The 16710-nt window shown below is 73.6% G+C and carries 11 protein-coding genes; 8 read left to right on the top strand and 3 right to left on the bottom strand.

What is annotated here, in order from left to right; all coding sequences use genetic code 11:
• Window positions 1–81 precede the first annotated feature (81 nt).
• Together ACQP03_RS29480 and ACQP03_RS29475 are read left to right on the top strand one after the other, a co-directional pair.
• Window positions 82–732: an SIMPL domain-containing protein gene (locus tag ACQP03_RS29480; protein ID WP_357126039.1), complete on the top strand. Its 651-nt coding sequence runs from the start codon at window positions 82–84 to the stop codon at window positions 730–732.
• Window positions 732–1367, top strand: a complete 636-nt coding sequence (locus ACQP03_RS29475; protein ID WP_357126036.1) for a nucleoside/nucleotide kinase family protein — start codon at window positions 732–734, stop codon at window positions 1365–1367. The genes ACQP03_RS29480 and ACQP03_RS29475 overlap by 1 nt, the downstream gene beginning before the upstream one ends.
• Window positions 1368–1529: 162 nt before the next feature.
• Here the strand turns inward: ACQP03_RS29475 and ACQP03_RS29470 are convergent, their stop codons facing one another.
• Window positions 1530–2087 (bottom strand): sugar O-acetyltransferase, encoded by a 558-nt coding sequence (locus tag ACQP03_RS29470; protein ID WP_357175381.1) that lies wholly within the window; start codon window positions 2085–2087, stop codon window positions 1530–1532.
• A 156-nt stretch (window positions 2088–2243) separates the two neighbouring features.
• Between ACQP03_RS29470 and ACQP03_RS29465 the strand changes: the two genes are divergently transcribed.
• Window positions 2244–5585: a S8 family serine peptidase gene (locus ACQP03_RS29465; RefSeq protein WP_433459207.1), complete on the top strand. Its 3342-nt coding sequence runs from the start codon at window positions 2244–2246 to the stop codon at window positions 5583–5585.
• 51 nt (window positions 5586–5636) lie between these two features.
• Here the strand turns inward: ACQP03_RS29465 and dapD are convergent, their stop codons facing one another.
• On the bottom strand, window positions 5637–6596 hold the full coding sequence (dapD, locus tag ACQP03_RS29460) for a 2,3,4,5-tetrahydropyridine-2,6-dicarboxylate N-succinyltransferase (RefSeq protein ID WP_357175376.1): 960 nt from the start codon (window positions 6594–6596) through the stop codon (window positions 5637–5639).
• Window positions 6597–6674: 78 nt separating this feature from the next.
• On the opposite strand from dapD, the gene dapE reads away from it, so the two are divergent.
• The gene (gene dapE / locus ACQP03_RS29455; protein WP_357126023.1) at window positions 6675–7748 is read left to right on the top strand and encodes a succinyl-diaminopimelate desuccinylase; all 1074 of its coding nucleotides are present in this window, start codon (window positions 6675–6677) and stop codon (window positions 7746–7748) included.
• A 62-nt stretch (window positions 7749–7810) separates the two neighbouring features.
• Here dapE and ACQP03_RS29450 read toward each other — a convergent pair whose 3' ends face one another.
• A complete protein-coding gene (locus ACQP03_RS29450; protein ID WP_357126020.1) occupies window positions 7811–7990 on the bottom strand; it encodes a hypothetical protein in 180 nt (59 codons plus the stop codon).
• A 154-nt stretch (window positions 7991–8144) separates the two neighbouring features.
• Here ACQP03_RS29450 and ACQP03_RS29445 point away from each other — a divergent pair, with 154 nt between their 5' ends.
• The 4 genes from ACQP03_RS29445 to ACQP03_RS29430 all read left to right on the top strand — a co-directional run bounded on the left by ACQP03_RS29445 (window position 8145) and on the right by ACQP03_RS29430 (window position 16581).
• On the top strand, window positions 8145–9008 hold the full coding sequence (locus ACQP03_RS29445; RefSeq protein ID WP_357126017.1) for a TIGR00730 family Rossman fold protein: 864 nt from the start codon (window positions 8145–8147) through the stop codon (window positions 9006–9008).
• Entirely contained in the window at window positions 9008–9553 is a 546-nt protein-coding gene (locus ACQP03_RS29440; RefSeq protein WP_433459204.1) for a TIGR00730 family Rossman fold protein, read from the top strand. The genes ACQP03_RS29445 and ACQP03_RS29440 overlap by 1 nt, the downstream gene beginning before the upstream one ends.
• A 126-nt stretch (window positions 9554–9679) precedes the next feature.
• Window positions 9680–13162, top strand: coding sequence for an ATP-dependent helicase (locus tag ACQP03_RS29435; protein ID WP_357175371.1), 3483 nt, complete (start codon window positions 9680–9682; stop codon window positions 13160–13162).
• Complete coding sequence (locus ACQP03_RS29430; RefSeq protein WP_357175368.1) at window positions 13159–16581, top strand: ATP-dependent helicase; 3423 nt, start codon at window positions 13159–13161, stop codon at window positions 16579–16581. The genes ACQP03_RS29435 and ACQP03_RS29430 overlap by 4 nt, the downstream gene beginning before the upstream one ends.
• Window positions 16582–16710 lie beyond the last annotated feature (129 nt).

Below are 16710 nucleotides of genomic sequence, written 5' to 3'. Positions count from 1 at the left end.
GTCACCGCGCCTTGCCGGATCGCCGCCCGGACTCCGCCTCGGCTCGACCGCCCTCATGAAACAGGCCCTAAGCTGACAGGCATGGCGACGGACGGCCCGGTGGTGCAGGTGCGCGGCGAGGCGACCCGGGAGGTGCCGCCCGAACTGGCCCGGTTCGCGGTGACCGTGACGGCCCGCGGCCGGGACCGGGAGGCGACGCTCACCCAGCTGGCCGAGGGGGCAGCCGCCGTCCGGGTGCTGCTGGACGGCTCCGAGCCGGCGGTGGCCCGACGGGAGACCGGCGACCTGTGGGTCCGGCCGCAGACCAAGCGCTCGGGTGAGCGTGTGGTGGGCTGGCTCGGCAGCGTCACCACCAACGTGACGGTCACCGACTTCACCGCGCTCGGTGAGCTGATGCTCCGGCTCGCCGACCAGGATCAGGTCCAGGTGTCCGGCCCCTGGTGGGAGCTGCGCCCGGACAGTCCGGCGTACCGCGAGGCGCGACACGCCGCGATCGGCGACGCGTTGCTGCGTGCCCGGGAGTACGCCGAGGCGTTGGGCGCCCGGGTCACCGCGCTCATCGAGCTGGCCGACTCCGGTCCGGCCGACCGGCCGATGTTCGCCCGCGCGGCGTTCGACGTCGGAGGCGGTGCCGGCGGTGGTGTTCCCGAGCTGGAGTTGGACCCGCAACCGCAGACCGTGCAGGCGGCGGTGCAGGCGCGGTTCACGATCAGCGAACCGGTGCTCGACTGATGCCGCCGGCCCGGGTGCTGGCCATCGACGAGCTGGTGGCGCGGGCACGGTCACTGGCCGACGCCGGCCCGCGGCAACTGCTCGGCATCACCGGGGCGCCCGGTGCGGGAAAGTCCACCCTGGCGGAGCGGATCGTCGCCGAGGTCGGGGCGAGCGCGCGGCTGGTGCCCATGGACGGCTTCCACCTGGCGCAGACGCAGCTGGAACGGTTGGGCCGCGCCGACCGCAAGGGCGCGATCGACACCTTCGACGCCAACGGGTACGTCTCGCTGCTGCGCCGGTTGCGCCGGCTGGAGCCGACCTCGGTGTACGCGCCGGAGTTCCGCCGAGAGGTGGAGGAGCCGGTGGCCGGGGCCATCGAGGTGCCGCCGTCGGTTCGCCTCGTGGTGACCGAGGGCAACTATCTGCTGGTGCCGGACTTTCCGTGGCAGGAGGTCCGGACGTTGCTGCACGAGGTGTGGTTCCTCGACCTGGACGCCGAGCTGCGCCAGGGCCGGTTGACCGCCCGGCACGAGGCGTACGGGCGTTCGCCGGAGGAGGCCCGGACCTGGGCGCTGGGCAGCGACGAGGCCAACGCGGCTCTCATCACCCCGACGGCCGTGCACGCCGACCTGGTGGTCCGCCTGCGGGACTAGGGCGTGTGTCGAAGCCCTTGGCCGGCCTGCGGCGGGCCCAGCCGACGGCCGGCGGCGTTGGAGATGGGCCCGGATACAACACCGGTATCCGTGCCCATCTCCGCCTTGCCGGACCGCCGCCTGGACTCCGCCTCGGCTCGACCCAAGACTTCGACACACGCCCTAGTCGAGGTCGCGGACCGGTCGGGCCGGGTTGCCGACGGCGACGACGTTGGCGGGCAGGTCCCGGGTGACCACGGCGCCCGCGCCGACCACGGTGTTCGCGCCGACCGCGACCCCGGCCAGGACGATCGCGCCGCCGCCGAGCCAGGCGTTGTCGCCGATGGTGATCGGCTTCGCGGCCTCCCACTTGTCGCGGCGTGGGCCGGGCTGCACCGGGTGGGTCGGGGTGAGCAGTTGCACGTTCGGTCCGACCTGGACGTCCGCGCCGAGGGTGATCGGGGCGACGTCGAGGAAGACCGCGTGGTAGTTGACGAAGCTGCGCGGCCCGATCCGGATGTTCCAGCCGTAGTCGCAGTAGAACGGCGGCCGGACCCAGGTGTCGTCGCCCAGGTCGCCGAGCAGGTCGCGCAGCGCCGCGAGCCGGGCCGCCGGGTCGGCCGCTGAACTGGTGTTGAAGCGTTCCATCAGGCGGGCGGCCCGGTCCAGGTCGGCGACGAGTTCGGGATCGTCGGCGAGGTAGGGCTCACCCGCCAGCATCCGGTCCTTCATGGAGGTCACCCGGTCGATGATGCCGGCGGGGAGCGGTGTCCCGTGGCAGGTTCGTCGTATTTTCGACTTCTTTTTGCATACTCGGTATGCAATTCTGGGTTGTCAATGCGACTCCTATCAATCACGACGCATGACCAGGAGGAAACGTTGCACCAGGGAAGAAGAATGGCCGCTCTCGGTCTCGTGTCGGTGCTGGCGCTCGCCGCGCCGGCTCCCGCCTCAGCCGCGCCCGCCGCGCCTGCCCCACCTGGCGGCGCCGACCGACAGTCCACAGCGCCCGGAGCCAGTCCCGAGCGCTCGAACACCGTCACGCTGATCACCGGTGACCGCGTCACCGTCACCGCATCCGGGGCCTCGGCCCAGCCCGGCCCCGGCCGTAAAGACGTGCAGTTCCTGGTCCAGCGCGAGAGAGGACGCCTCTCGGTGCTGCCGACGGACGCGCTGCCGTTGCTGCGCTCGGGTCGGGTGGACCGGCGGCTCTTCGACGTCACCGGGCTGATCGAGGCGGGTTACGACGACGCCCACCGCAAGACGCTGCCGCTGCTGGTGTCGTACGGCTCGACGGACGCCGCCCGGCGAGCGCCGGCCACGCTGCCCGGCACCCGGGTGGTCCGCGACCTACCGGCGATCGACGGCGCCGCCCTCACCAGCGACAAGTCCTCCCTCGGCGCGGTCTGGGCGGCGGTCAGCACCGGCTCCAGCGCGGCTCGGCTCGGCGCGGCGGGGGGCGTCGAGCGGATCTGGTTGGACGGCCGTCGACGGGTGGCCCTCGACCACAGCGTGCCGCAGATCGGGGCGCCCGCCGCCTGGTCGGCCGGGTTCACCGGCAAGGGCGTGTCCGTGGCCGTGCTGGACACCGGCGTCGACGCGACCCACCCGGACCTGGCCGGCAAGGTGGCCGAGGCGCGCAACTTCACCGAGGTCGCCGACGCCCGGGACACCGTCGGCCACGGCACGCACGTGGCCTCGACCATCGCCGGTTCCGGCGCGGCCTCCGACGGCCGCTACCGGGGTGTGGCACCGGACGCGACGCTGCTGGACGGCAAGGTCTGTGAGGACCAGGGCTGCCCCGACTCGGCGATCCTCGCCGGCATGCAGTGGGCCGCCGTGGAGAAGAAGGCCGCCGTCATCAACATGAGCCTCGGCGGCTGGGACACGCCGGAGGTCGACCCGCTCGAAGAGGCGGTGCAGACCCTGACCGCGCAGACCGGCACGCTGTTCGTCCTCGCCGCGGGGAACGACGGCTCGGACGGCTCGGTCGGCTCCCCGGCCAGCGCCGACGCCGGGCTCGCCGTGGGCGCGGTGGATCGCGACGACGAGTTGGCTGACTTCTCCAGCCGGGGTCCCCGGGTCGGTGACGACGCGCTGAAGCCCGACATCACCGCACCCGGCGTCGACATCGTCGCCGCGAAGTCCGCCAACGGCGTCATCGGTGATCCGGTGGGGGACCGGTACGTCACGCTCTCCGGCACCTCGATGGCCACCCCGCACGTCGCCGGGTCGGCCGCGTTGCTGGCCCAGCAGCACCCGGGATGGCGGGCCGACCGGCTCAAGGCCACCCTGATGGCCGCCGCCAAGCCGCACCCGGAGCAGACCGCCTACCAGCAGGGCGCCGGGCGCGTCGATGTCGCCCACGCGATCACCCAGCAGATCACCACCGACCCGGTGAGCGTCTCGTTCGGGCGTACGCTCTGGCCGCACAACGACGACACCCCGGTCACCCGTACGGTGACCTGGCGTAACGACGGTCCGGCCCCGGTCACCGTGGACCTGAGCGTCGAGGGCGCCGGCCCGGGGGGTCGAGCGCTGCCGGCCGGTCTCTTCCAGTTGGGCGCCAGCCAGCTCACCGTACCGGCGGGTGGCACGGCCGCCACGACCGTCACCACGGACACCCGGATCGGCGACGCCGACGGCTACTGGACCGGCCGGATCGTGGCCCGCGCGGGGTCGGCCGTCGCCGTGACGCCGCTGGCCGTGAACCGGGAGGTGGAGAGCTACACGCTGACCGTGGAACACCTGAACCGCGCGGGCGCGCGTACCGCCGACCACTGGAGCACGCTGGTCGGGATGGACACCTTCGGCGCCTGGGACCTCTTCAGTTCCGATGGGGTGGCCACCGTGCGGGTGCCCAAGGGGCACTACGGCCTCAGCGGCCTGGTCTTCGAGCCGGGGCCGGAGGACGAGCAACGCGGGATGTCGTTGTTGATGCAGCCCGTGTTGACGATCGAGCGGGACACCCGGATCGTCGTGGATGCCCGCCGGGCCAAACCGGTCCGGACCACCATTCCGGACCGTAACGCCGCCCCGGAACTGATCGACGTCAGCGGCAACTTCACGGCTGCCGACGGCAGTGGGTACGGGATCGGACTCTGGGCGGACACCTTCACCGGTCTGACCAGCGGTCAGCTCGGCAAGACGGTCTCCGCCGACCAGTTCGTCTCCACCGTCAGCAGCCAGTGGATCAAGCCTGGCACGCCCGACAGCCCGTACCTGTACGCGCTGGCCGAAGCGATCCCCGGTCGGATGCCCACCGGGTTCGTCCGTGACTACCGCCGGAGCGACCTGGCCGCCGTCGTGCACCGGTTCCTCGGTGCCTACGCGGGCATGGACGCTGAGCGCTCCGTGTACCCCGTGTTGGAGTACAACGTCGGTGGCTCCACGCTGGTCCTGCCCACGAGCGTGCCCGGTCAGCGGGTCGAGTACTACAACACCCGGGGCGTGCAGTGGGAGTCGGACATCTACTTCGGCACCCGGGGCGAGGACGGCTGGCTGAACCCGCAGGCCGTGCTCCTTTCCGTCCCCACCGCGTACCGGGCCGGGCGGACGGTCCAGGAGATCTGGAACCAGGCGCCGTTCGGGCCGTCCTTCCCGAACCCGCGCTGGCCGTACCAGAGCCTCACCCGGGCCGGCGACACCATCGCGGTCGACCTGCCGATCTTCAGCGACGCGGCCGGTCACCCGGGCGGCTCGTTGAACGACAGCGAGCACACCAAGCTCTGGCGCGACGGCAAGCTGGTCGGCGAGAGCGAGTACGCCGGCTACGGGGAGTTCACCGTGCCGCCGGCCGCGGCGGACTACCGGCTCGTCACGTCATCGAAGCGGAGCTTCACCGACCTGAGCACCGAGGTGGAATCGAGCTGGACCTTCCGGTCCCGGCACGTCGCCGGTGACACGCCGGCCCGCCTGCCGCTGATGGCGGTGCGCTTCGCGCCGCCGCTGCGCGTCGACGGCAGCGCTCCGGCCGGGCGGAGCTTCGTCGTACCGGTGCGGGTGCAGCGCCAGCCGGGCGCTCCGGCCTCCCCGGTGGAGGGGCTCACCGTCGACGTCTCGTACGACGGCGGGAAGACCTGGGACAAGGCGAAGCTGGTCCGTACCTCGGCCGATGGTTGGTCGGCACTGTTGCGGCATCCGGCCGGCAAGGGCCACGTGTCGCTGCGGGCCACCGCCCGGGACGCCGCCGGTAACACGGTGACGCAGCGGATCATCCAGGCCTACCGGTTGCGCTGAGGCGTACCCCCGTCGGGTCCGCGGCCGAGCGCCGCGGACCCGGCGGGTACGTCAGTCGTTGGCGTGCAGGGCGGCGTTCAACTCGATGCCGCGGCCGGTGCGCGGGCGGGCCTCCAGCGCGCCCGTCACCGAGTTGCGCCAGAACAGCAGGCCGTCGACGCCGGACAGCTCCCGGCCCTTGACCACCCGGCCGTCCGGCAGCGTGATCTTGGAGGCGGCGGTGATGTAGCAGCCGGCCTCGACCACGCAGTCGTCGCCGAGGGAGATGCCCACGCCCGCGTTCGCGCCGATCAGACTCCGCTCGCCGATGGTCACCTTCTCGGTGCCGCCGCCGGAGAGGGTGCCCATGATCGAGGCGCCACCGCCGATGTCGGAGCCGTCGCCGACCAGCACCCCCTGCACGATCCGCCCCTCCACCATCGAGGTGCCCACCGTGCCGGCGTTGAAGTTGACGAAGCCCTCGTGCATCACCGTCGTGCCGGCGGCCAGGTGGGCGCCGAGGCGCACCCGGTCGGCGTCGGCGATCCGCACACCCGAGGGCACCACGTAGTCGGTCATCCGGGGGAACTTGTCCACCCCGTACACCGACAGGTGGCGGCCCGCGGCCCGCTCGATCACCCGCAGCTCGTCCACCCGCTCCGGGGGGCACGGCCCGGCGGACGTCCAGGCCACGTTCGCCAGCTTGCCGAAGACGCCGTCGAGGTTGAGCTGGTTGGGCCGCACCAGGCGGTGGGAGAGCAGGTGCAACCGGAGGTACGCGTCGGAGGCGTCCTTGATGGGCTCGTCCAGCGAGCCGATCACGGTGACCACCTGCACGGTACGCAGACCGGGCAGCGGCCGGTCGCCCAACGCACCCGGCGGCAGGTCCAGCACGTCCGACTTGTCCTCGCCGGCGATCAGCGGCAGCTCACCCAGGCCCAGCTTGCCGGTCGGGTACCAGGTGTCGAGCACCTGCCCGTCGGCGGTGACGGTGGCCAGGCCGATGCCCCACGCGGAATCTGCGGACGTCACTGTTAACCCTCTCGGTCGCGGCCACGCCGGCCTCGGCTCGCTCCTCGCGCTGACAGACCTGAAGGTACCGTGCGAACCATGGAGAACCCGCTGACCCCCGAGGTCCTCGCCGATCCGGTGCAGCTGACCCGCGTACTGGTCGACATAGAGTCCGTGTCCCTCAACGAGAAGGCGATCGCCGACTGCGTCGAGGAGGTGCTGCGGGGCGTACCGCACCTGTCCACGCACCGGCACGGCAACACGGTGATGGCCCGTACCGACCTGGGCCGCTCGCAGCGCGTCGTGCTGGCCGGGCACCTCGACACGGTGCCGCTGAACAACAACTTCCCGTCGACCATGCGCGGCGACCTGATGTACGGCTGCGGAACCTCCGACATGAAGTCCGGCACCGCCTACGCGCTGCACCTGGCGGTGACGCTGCCCGAGCCGCGCTACGACGTGACGTACTTCTTCTACGAGGCCGAGGAGATCGAGTCCCGCTACAACGGGCTGAACCTGGTCGCCCAGGCGTTCCCGGAGTGGCTGGAGGCGGACTTCGCGGTGCTGCTGGAGCCGACGTACGGCATCGTCGAGGCGGGCTGCCAGGGCACCATGCGCTCAGTGGTCACCACCACCGGCGTACGCGCCCACTCGGCGCGCTCCTGGCACGGGGTCAACGCCATCCACGGCGCTGGGGAGGTGCTGCGCCGCCTCCAGACGTACGAGGCACGACGGGTCACCATCGACGGCTGCGACTACCGCGAGGGCATGAACGCGGTACGCATCAACGGTGGGGTGGCCGGCAACGTCATCCCGGACCTGTGCGAGGTCGAGGTCAACTACCGCTTCGCCCCCGACCGGACCCCGGCCGAGGCGGAGGCACACCTGCGTGAGGTGTTCGCCGGTTTCGAGGTGCGGGTCACCGACTCGATCGCGGGCGCCCCGCCCGGGCTCAGCGCCGCCCCGGCGAAGGAGTTCCTGGCGGCGGTCGGCGCCGCCCCGATCGGCAAGCTGGGTTGGACGGACGTGGCCCGGTTCGCGGCCATGGGGATTCCCGCGCTGAACTTCGGCCCGGGCGATCCGAACCTCGCCCACCACCCGGACGAGCACGTCGAGATCAGCAAGATCCGGGACGGCGCGGCGACGCTGCACCGCTGGCTCGCGCCGGCCTGACCCGGTCGGAATCGCTCAGGTCGGGCCGGTCGGCCCCGTTTCCGGCGATCAAGAGGTTCGCGTCAGCCTGGCCCGTTGTCGGCGGCGCGAACCTCTTGATCGGCTCCGGATCCCGTGGTGGTGGCGGCGGCGGGCGACAGGGCGGGGTCGAGATCGCGGGTGCGGCGGCGCTCGGCCACCACATCGTGGATCCGTCGCTGCATCTGTCGACGGATCCGGATCATCTCGCTGTTGCTGATCACGCTGTCTCCTCCCCCGAAGGCGCGCGCCGGGGCATACCCGGTATGTGAATAGTAAGACGTACGGGGAAGCCAAATAGTTGCCCTTGATCGCGAACTATTTCCCGGCGTCGGTAGCCCGCGCCCCCGAGGTGTGCGGCTCCACTACGGTTGCTGCATGAGCCAGAACAACGGGCGGGAGGCCGGCCGCAGCCCGGGGCGGGAGCGGCACCGGGGCGCCGTCACGCTGCGCCGGGGGGCGATCCCGAGCAGCACCGCCGACCAGCGGCTGCTGGACTCGCGCGGGCGCGAGGACTGGAAGACCAGGGACGCCTGGCGGGCGCTGCGGATCCTCTCCGAGTTCGTCGAGGGCTTCGACACCCTCGCCGACCTGCCGCCGGCCGTCAGCGTGTTCGGCTCGGCGCGCAGCGGTCCGGACACCGCCGAGTGCCGGCTGGCCGAGGAGGTGGGCGGCGCGCTGGCCCGCGCGGGCTACGCGGTGATCACCGGCGGCGGGCCGGGCGTGATGGAGGCCGCCAACCGGGGCGCCACCGAGGCCGGCGGGCTCTCCGTCGGGCTCGGCATCGAGCTTCCGTTCGAGCAGGGCATCAACGACTGGGTCGACCTGGCCATCGACTTCCGCTACTTCTTCGCCCGCAAGACCATGTTCGTCAAGTACGCCCAGGCGTTCGTGGTGCTGCCCGGTGGGTTCGGCACCATGGACGAGCTCTTCGAGGCGCTGACCCTGGTGCAGACCGGCAAGGTCACCCGGTTCCCGGTCGTGCTGATGGGGGTGGCCTACTGGCAGGGGCTGCTCGACTGGCTGCGCGACACGATGGCCGCCAGCGGCAAGATCGGCCCGGTGGACCTGGACCTGATCTGCCTCACCGACGACGTCAACGCCGCCGTCCGCCACATCGTCGAGGCCGAGGCGGCGCTCTCGGTCGAGCAGGACGCGGTCCGCGACGAGGCCGTGGCGCGTACCGGCGCCGACCAGCAGGCCGCCGCCGAGCAGGCCGCCGACCGGCCCCGGGAGAACTGATGGCGGCCGTCTGTGTCTTCTGCGCCTCCTCCCGTACCCTCGACCAACGCTGGCTCGACCTCGCCACCGAGACCGGTGCGGAGCTGGCCCGGCGCGGGCACACCCTGGTCAGCGGCGGTGGCTGCGTCGGCATGATGGGCGCGGTGGTCGACGGCGCCCGGTCCGCCGGTGGACGCACGGTGGGTGTCATCCCGCAGGCGCTCGTCGACCTGGAGGTCGCCGACCTGGCCTCGGACGAACTGCTGGTCACCGACTCGATGGCCGATCGCAAGACCCTGATGATCGACAGGTCGGACGCGTTCCTCGCCCTGCCCGGCGGCCTCGGCACGCTGGACGAGCTGTTCGAGGTCTGGACCACCGCCACCCTGGTGCTGCACGCCAAGCCGATGGTGCTGATCGACGCGGACGGCTTCTACCGCCCCCTGCTGGACTGGCTGCACACCATCACCGACCAGCACTTCCTCAAACCGGCCGGCCTCGACCTGCTGACCGTGGTCACCACGGTCCCCGAGGCCCTGAAGGCGCTGGAGTCCCACCTACCCTGACTCCGGGCCACCTCGTCGGTCGTGAGGGTGGCGGCAGGGCCGTCGGCGTGTCGTGCCTTCACCTTCACGATCGGCGTGGCGGCGTGGGATGGGGTTGCTGTCGTAGGGGGGTGATGGGATTTGGTGATGCAGTCGTACCGGTTGGTGCGGCGGCCCGGGGGGCCGGCGCTGGGGGACGGGGACGCGCCGGGTGACGGTGGCGTCCTCGCCGTCGCGGCCGACCCGACCCGGTCGGCGGGCCCGCGCTGGCACGCCGATCCCGTCCAGGCCGAGATCGTCGGGCACACCGACGGGCCGATGCTTGTCGTCGGTGGCCCCGGCACCGGCAAGACCAGCACCCTCGTCGAGGCGGTCGCCGCCCGGATCGCCGAGGGCGTCGACCCCGAACGGATCCTCGTGCTGACCTTCGGCCGCCGCGGCGCCACCGCACTGCGCCAGCGCATCGAGGCCCGGGTCGCGCAGGACGGCTACCGGGTGCTGCGGGAGCCGCTGGTGCGTACCTTCCCGGCGTACGCCTTCGGGCTGCTGCGTCGCGCCGCCGCCGAGCGCGGCGAGCCGTCACCCCGCCTGCTGACCGGCCCCGAGCAGGATCTGATCATCCGTGAGCTGCTCGACGTGGTGGGCGAGGCGCCCGAGGACGACCCGGTCGGCTGGCCCACCGACCTGCGGCCGGCACTGCGCACCCGGGCCTTCGCCGGTCAACTGCGTGACCTGCTCATGCGCGCCGCCGAACGCGGTGTGGGTCCGGGCGACCTGGCCCGGCTGGGCGAGAAGCTCGGCCGCGCCGACTGGCCGGCCGCCGCGCGCTTCCTGCGGGAGTACGTCGAGGTGCTCGCGCTGCGCGACGTCAGCAACCGGGGTTCGATCGCGTACGACCCCGCCGAACTGGTCCGGGCCGCCACCGGTCTGCTGCGCGACGACGAGGAGTTGCTGGCCGCCGAGCGCCACCGCCTCGCCCACGTGTACGTCGACGAGCTGGCCGACACCGACCCCGCCCAACTCGAACTGCTCTCGGTCATCGCCGGCGGTGGCAAGCCGCTCGTGGCCTTCGCCGACCCCGACTCCTCCACGTACGCCTTCCGGGGCGCCGACCCGGCCGGAGTGTCCACCTTCCGGCACCGTTTCCGGACTGCCTCCGGAGCGCCGGCCGCGCAGGTGCTGCTGAGCACGTCGTACCGGGCCGGGCCGGTTCTGCTCGACGCGGTGGCCCGGCTGGGCCGCCGTCTCCGTGGTCCGACGGCGCACCGCCGGCTGCGTCCGCTGCCGGACGCCCCGGCCGGCGTGGTCGAGGTGCACACCTTCCGGTCGGCGACCAGCGAGGCCGCCTGGCTGGCCCACATGCTGCGCTCGGCCCACCTGCTGGACGGCGTGCCGTGGTCGCGGATGGCGGTGCTGGTGCGGTCCACCGCCCTGCAACTGCCGACCCTGCGACGCGCGCTGCACGCCGCCGGCGTCCCGACCGTGGTGCACGGCGAGGACCTTCCGCTGCACCTGCAACCCGCGGTGGCGCCGCTGTTGCTGCTGCTGCGGTGCGCCCTCGAACCGGACCGGCTCGACGAGGAGGCCGCGGTCGCGCTACTGCACTCGCCGCTGGGCGGCGCTGACCCGCTGGCCGAACGACGGCTGCGGCAGGGGCTGCGCGCCCTGGCGTTGGCCGGGGGCGACCGCCGCCCGTCCGGCGAGCTGATCGTCGAGGCGTTGCGTGACCCGACGGAGCTGGCCACCATCGACCGGCGGTGGGCGGAGCCGGCCCAGGCGGTGGCCGGGCTGCTCGCCACCGCCCGGGACGCCGCCGCCCAACCGGGCGCCACCGCCGAGACCGTCCTCTGGGAGGTGTGGGACGCCAGCGGCCTGGCCGAACGCTGGGCCGGCGCGATCGCCCAGGGGCGGCCGGTGGCCGGCGAGGGCGACCTGGCCCGGCGTCGGCGGGCCGAGGCGGCCGACCGCGACCTGGACGCCGTGCTCGTGCTCTTCGACGCGGCGGCCCGCTTCACCGACCGGCTACCGGGCGCGCGCACCGAGGTCTTCCTCGACCACGTGCTCGCCCAGGACCTGCCGGCGGACACCATCGCGCCGACCGCCGACCGGGGCGCGGCGGTACGACTGCTCACCGCGCACGCCGCCAAGGGCCTGGAGTGGGACCTGGTGGCGATCGCCGGCGTGCAGGAGGGCATCTGGCCGGACCTGCGCCTGCGTGGCAGCCTGCTCGGGTCGGAACGGCTGGTCGACGTCCTGGCCGGCCGGTCCGTCGGCGGCGCCCGCGCCGCCAACGTCGTGGGTCAGACCTCGGCGCTGCTCGACGAGGAGCGCCGGCTGTTCCACGTCGCCATCAGCCGGGCCCGACACCGCCTGCTGGTCAGCGCGGTGGCGTCGGCGGCGGTCGGCGGCGACGACCACGAGGAGCAGCCCAGCCGGTTCCTGCACGAGCTGGGCCCGATCGCACCGCCGAGTCCGCCGAGCGCGCCACCGGACAGGCCGGGCCCGCCCGACCCGCCGACCGTGCCGCCGAGCCCGCCCGGCCCGCGAACCGGCCCGGCCGGCGACGGCGCTGCCGTGAGCGACGAAGACGACGAGCCGGACCAGCCCGGTGCGCTGCCGGTCACCCGGCCGCCACGGGCGCTCACCCTGCCGGCGCTGGTCGCCGAGCTGCGTACCGCCGTCATCGACCCGGCCGCGTCGGCGGCCCGGCGGCGCGCCGCGGCGACCGAGTTGGCGCGGCTCGCCGCCGCCGGAGTGCCCGGCGCGCACCCCGACGACTGGTGGGGGCTGCGGGCGCTCTCCGACGACCGGCCGTTGGTCGACGACGGGGACCCGGTGCGGGTCACGCCCTCGGCGATGGAGAGCGCGCTGCGGTGCAGCCTGCGCTGGCTGCTCGAACGGCACGGCGGCAGCGGCCCGACCAGCACCGCGCAGGGCGTCGGCAACCTGGTGCACGCCGCCGCGATGCTCGCCGAGGACGCGAGCGCCGACCGGGGCGCCCTGCTCGACTACGTGGCCGCCCGGTTCGACGCGATCGAGCTGGCCGCGCGGTGGATGGCCGGCCCCGAGCGGGAGCGCGCCGAGGCGATGGTCGACAAGCTGCTGCGTTGGCTGGCCACCAATCCGCGTCGGCTGCTCGCCATCGAACACGAGTTCGCGGTCCGGCTGGACGATCCGCAGCGCCCGGTCGACCTGACCGGGCGGGTCGACCGGCTTGAGGTCGACGAGGCCGGCCGGCTGGTGGTGATCGACCTCAAGACCGGCAAGTCGACCGCGGTCACCGGCAGCGAACTGGCCGAGCACCCGCAGCTCGGCGCGTACCAGGCTGCGGTGGAGGCGGGGGCGTTCGCCGAGTTCGGCGACGAGTCCGGTGGCGCGGCGCTGGTGCAGCTCGGCACCTCCGCCAAGGACGCCCGGGAGCAGAACCAGCCCGCCGCGGGGGAGGGACCGGCGGCCGGCTGGGCGACGGCGCTGGTCCGGCGGACCGCCGATACGATGGCAGCCGCCACGTTCGCCGCGGTGGCCAACTCGAAGTGCCGGGTCTGCCCGGTGCGGACCAGCTGTCCGGTCTCCGGGCAGGGACGGCAGGTGGTCGAGCCGCCGACCGTCCGTCCCCCGGAGAATTCATGAGCCAGCCCACCCTGTTCGGCGCGGGTCCCGCGCCGACGCCCCGGCTCGCGGACTCCGGCCCCCGGTACACGCCGGTGGAGCTGGCCAAGTTGCTGCGGCTGCCGGCGCCCACCCGGGAACAGGCCGCGATCATCGCCGCCCCGGTGGAGCCGCTGCTGGTGGTCGCGGGCGCCGGGTCCGGCAAGACCGAGACGATGGCCGCGCGGGTGGTCTGGCTGGTGGCCAACTCGTACGTGCGCCCGGAGCAGATCCTGGGGCTGACCTTCACCCGCAAGGCGGCCGGTGAGCTGGCGCACCGGGTCCGTACCCGGCTCGACCAACTGATCCGGCGGGTCGGCCGGCAGGAGCGCGACCCGCTCGACGATCCGCTCGCCGGTGAGCCCACCGTCTCCACGTACCACTCGTACGCCGGGCGGATCGTCACCGAGCACGGTCTGCGGGCCGGCTACGAGCCGTCGACCCGGCTGCTCACCGAGGCGTCCCGCTGGCAGTTGGTCGACCTGCTGGTGCGCAACTACGACGGCGACATGTCCGAGGTGGACCGGATGCCGAGCACCATCACCGACGCGGTGCTGGCGCTCGCCGGGGAGTTGGACGAGCACCTGGTCGCCCCGGACGAGCTGGCCGCCTGGACCGGCCGGTTCTTCGCCGAGGTGCAGTCGCGACCGGGCCGGGTCTACGCCGACGTACGCAAGGCGCTCACCCTGCAACAGACCCGGCTGCGCCTGCTGCCGCTGGTGCGGGCGTACGCCCGGCGCAAGCTGGACTTCGAGGCGATGGACTTCGCCGACCAGCTCGCCCGGGCGGCCCGGGTGGCGCGGGATCACCCGGCGGTCGGCGAGATCGAGCGGGACCGCTTCCGGGTGGTGCTGCTCGACGAGTACCAGGACACCAGCCACGCGCAGGTGGTGCTGCTCAACGCGCTGTTCGGTGGCGGTCACCCGGTCACCGCGGTGGGCGATCCGTGCCAGTCCATCTACGGCTGGCGGGGAGCCAGCGCCGGCACCCTCGACCGGTTTCCGGCCGAGTTCGCGCGGTCCGACGGCGAGCCGGCGCGGGCGTTGGGGCTGACCACCAGTTGGCGCAACCGCCCGGAGATCCTGCGGGTGGCGAACGCGCTGTCCACGCCGTTGCGTGCGGCCGGCGCGCGGGTTCCGGAGCTGCGTTCCGCGCTGACCGTCCGGGACCCGATTCCGCACCGCAGCCCCGGTGGGGCGGCCGGTGGCACGGTGCACTGCGCGCTGCTGCACACGTATGCCGACGAGGCCGCGTGGATCGCCGACAGTGTGCTCGCCGCGTGGCGTGGCGCCGCCCGGATGCCCGGTGCGGCACCGGAGCACATCCCGGTGGCGCAGCGTCCGACGACGGCCGTGCTGGTCCGCGTCCGCAGCCAGATCCCGGCGATCGAGTCGGCGTTGCGCGAGCGTGGCCTCCCGGTCGAGGTGGTCGGGCTGGGTGGCCTGCTGGACACTCCCGAGGTCCGGGACGTGGTGTGCACGCTGCGGGTGCTGGCCGACCCGACCGACGGTGCCGCCCTGCTGCGGTTGCTCACCGGCGCCCGGTGGCGGATCGGGCCGCGGGACCTGGTGGCGCTGCACCGACGGGCGCGGGGCATCGCGAACGCCCGCCGGCAGGTGGCCGCCGACGAGGACTCGGACATCAGCCCCGACCTGCTGGACGAGGCGACCCTGGTGGAGGCGTTGGCCGATCTCGGGCCGGCGCAGGCGTACTCGGCGGAGGGGTTCGCGCGGCTGCGGGCGTACGGCACCGAGCTGGCGTTGCTGCGTTACCGCCTGGACCAGGCGCTGCCGGATCTGATCGCGGACATCGAGCGGACCATTGGCCTGGACGTGGAGGTCGCGGTGCGGGCCGGCCGCGACGGCGCGGGCGACGCCGGCCTGGCGCGGGGCCATCTGGACGCCCTGGCCGACGTGGCGGCCCGCTTCAGCGGTGAGACGCCCGGCGCGACGCTCTCCGGCTTCCTGTCCTACCTGGCCGCCGCCGAGGACGAGGAGCGCGGCCTCGCCCCGGGCGAGGTCGAGGTCGTGGAGGGCGCGGTGCAGGTGGTCACCGCACACGCCGCCAAGGGCCTGGAGTGGGACGTGGTGGCGGTGGCCGGTCTGTGCCGTGGCTCGTGGCCCGGTCCGGTCCGCAACTCCGACCACTGGCTGGGCGGCCTGGGCGTGCTGCCGTTCCCGCTGCGGGGGGACGCCGACGGGCTGCCCGAGCTGGCGCTCGACGAGGCGGCCGACCAGCGTGCCGTGGCCCGGGCGGTGGCCGACTTCACCGACGCGTGGCGGGCCCACGACGAGCGGGAGGAGCGCCGGCTGACGTACGTCGCGGTCACCCGGCCGCGCCGGCTGCTGCTGTGCTCCGGGTACTGGTGGGGCGAGGGCACGAAGCGACCGCGAGGTCCGTCGATCTTCCTGCGCGAGGTGTACGACGCCTGCCTGGACGGCGGCACCGGGCACCTGGTCGACACGTGGACGCCGGAGCCCACCCCGGACGCCACGAACCCGACGGCCGAGGTGGTGCTCCGCGCGGAGTGGCCGGCCGACCCGCTGGGTGGCCGCCGGCCGGCGTTGGCCGAGGCGGCCGGACTGGTCCGCCGGCTGATGACCGACGGTCCGGCGTCGGCGCTGCCGGGGCCGGTCGGGCCGGCGCTCGCCGGTGCGCTGCCGTCGACCGGGTCGAACGCCGAGACGGCCGAGACAGCAGACCCGGAGGTGGCGCGCTGGCGGCAGGAGGCGGACCTGCTGCTGGCCGAGCGGGCCGAGCTGACCCGGCTCTCCGGCGCGGTCGAGGTGGCCCTGCCGGGACAGCTCAGCGTCACCCAGTTGGTGGCGTTGCGGCGTGACCCGGCGGCGCTGGCCCGTACGCTGCGCCGCCCGGTGCCCACCGAGCCGAATCCGTACGCCCGCCGGGGCACCGCCTTCCACGCGTGGCTGGAGCAGCGTTTCGGCGCCGACCGGTTGCTCGACGTGGACGAGCTGCCCGGCGCGGCGGATGCGGACGCCGCCCCGGATGAGGCCCTGGTCGAGCTTCAGGAGCGCTTCCTGGCCAGCGAGTGGGCTGACCGGGTGCCGGTCGAGGTGGAGGTGCCGTTCGCCACGGTGATCGCGGGTGTGGTGGTCCGGGGGCGGATGGACGCGGTCTTTGCCCGCCCGGGCGGGCGGTTCGACGTGGTCGACTGGAAGACCGGCGCGCGTCCCACCGGCCCGGCGGCGGATGTGGCGGCGGTCCAGTTGGCCGTGTACCGGCTGGCCTGGGCCGAGCTGGCCGGTGTCGACGTCGAGCGGGTGGGCGCGGCGTTCCACTATGTGCGGGACGGGGCGACCGTCCGTCCGACCGACTTGCTGGACGTGACCGGGCTCACCGCCATGATCGCTCACTTGCCCGTGGATTCCGGCCAAGTTTGACCACGACGGGGAAATCCGTGGTAGGTTGACCGGGTTGCAGTTTTGGTTACCAGAGACTCTGTGTGCGCCTGGCGGGATTGTGGCCCCAGGCGCTCTTTGTTGTGTCCGGAGTTCTCCGGGCGGGGCGAC

The sequence above is a fragment of the Micromonospora sp. CA-248212 genome (assembly GCF_050948405.1).
Taxonomy (GTDB): domain Bacteria; phylum Actinomycetota; class Actinomycetes; order Mycobacteriales; family Micromonosporaceae; genus Micromonospora.
The sequence above is the reverse complement of the archived record's forward strand: the minus strand, read 5'-3'. Positions and strand labels throughout refer to the sequence as shown.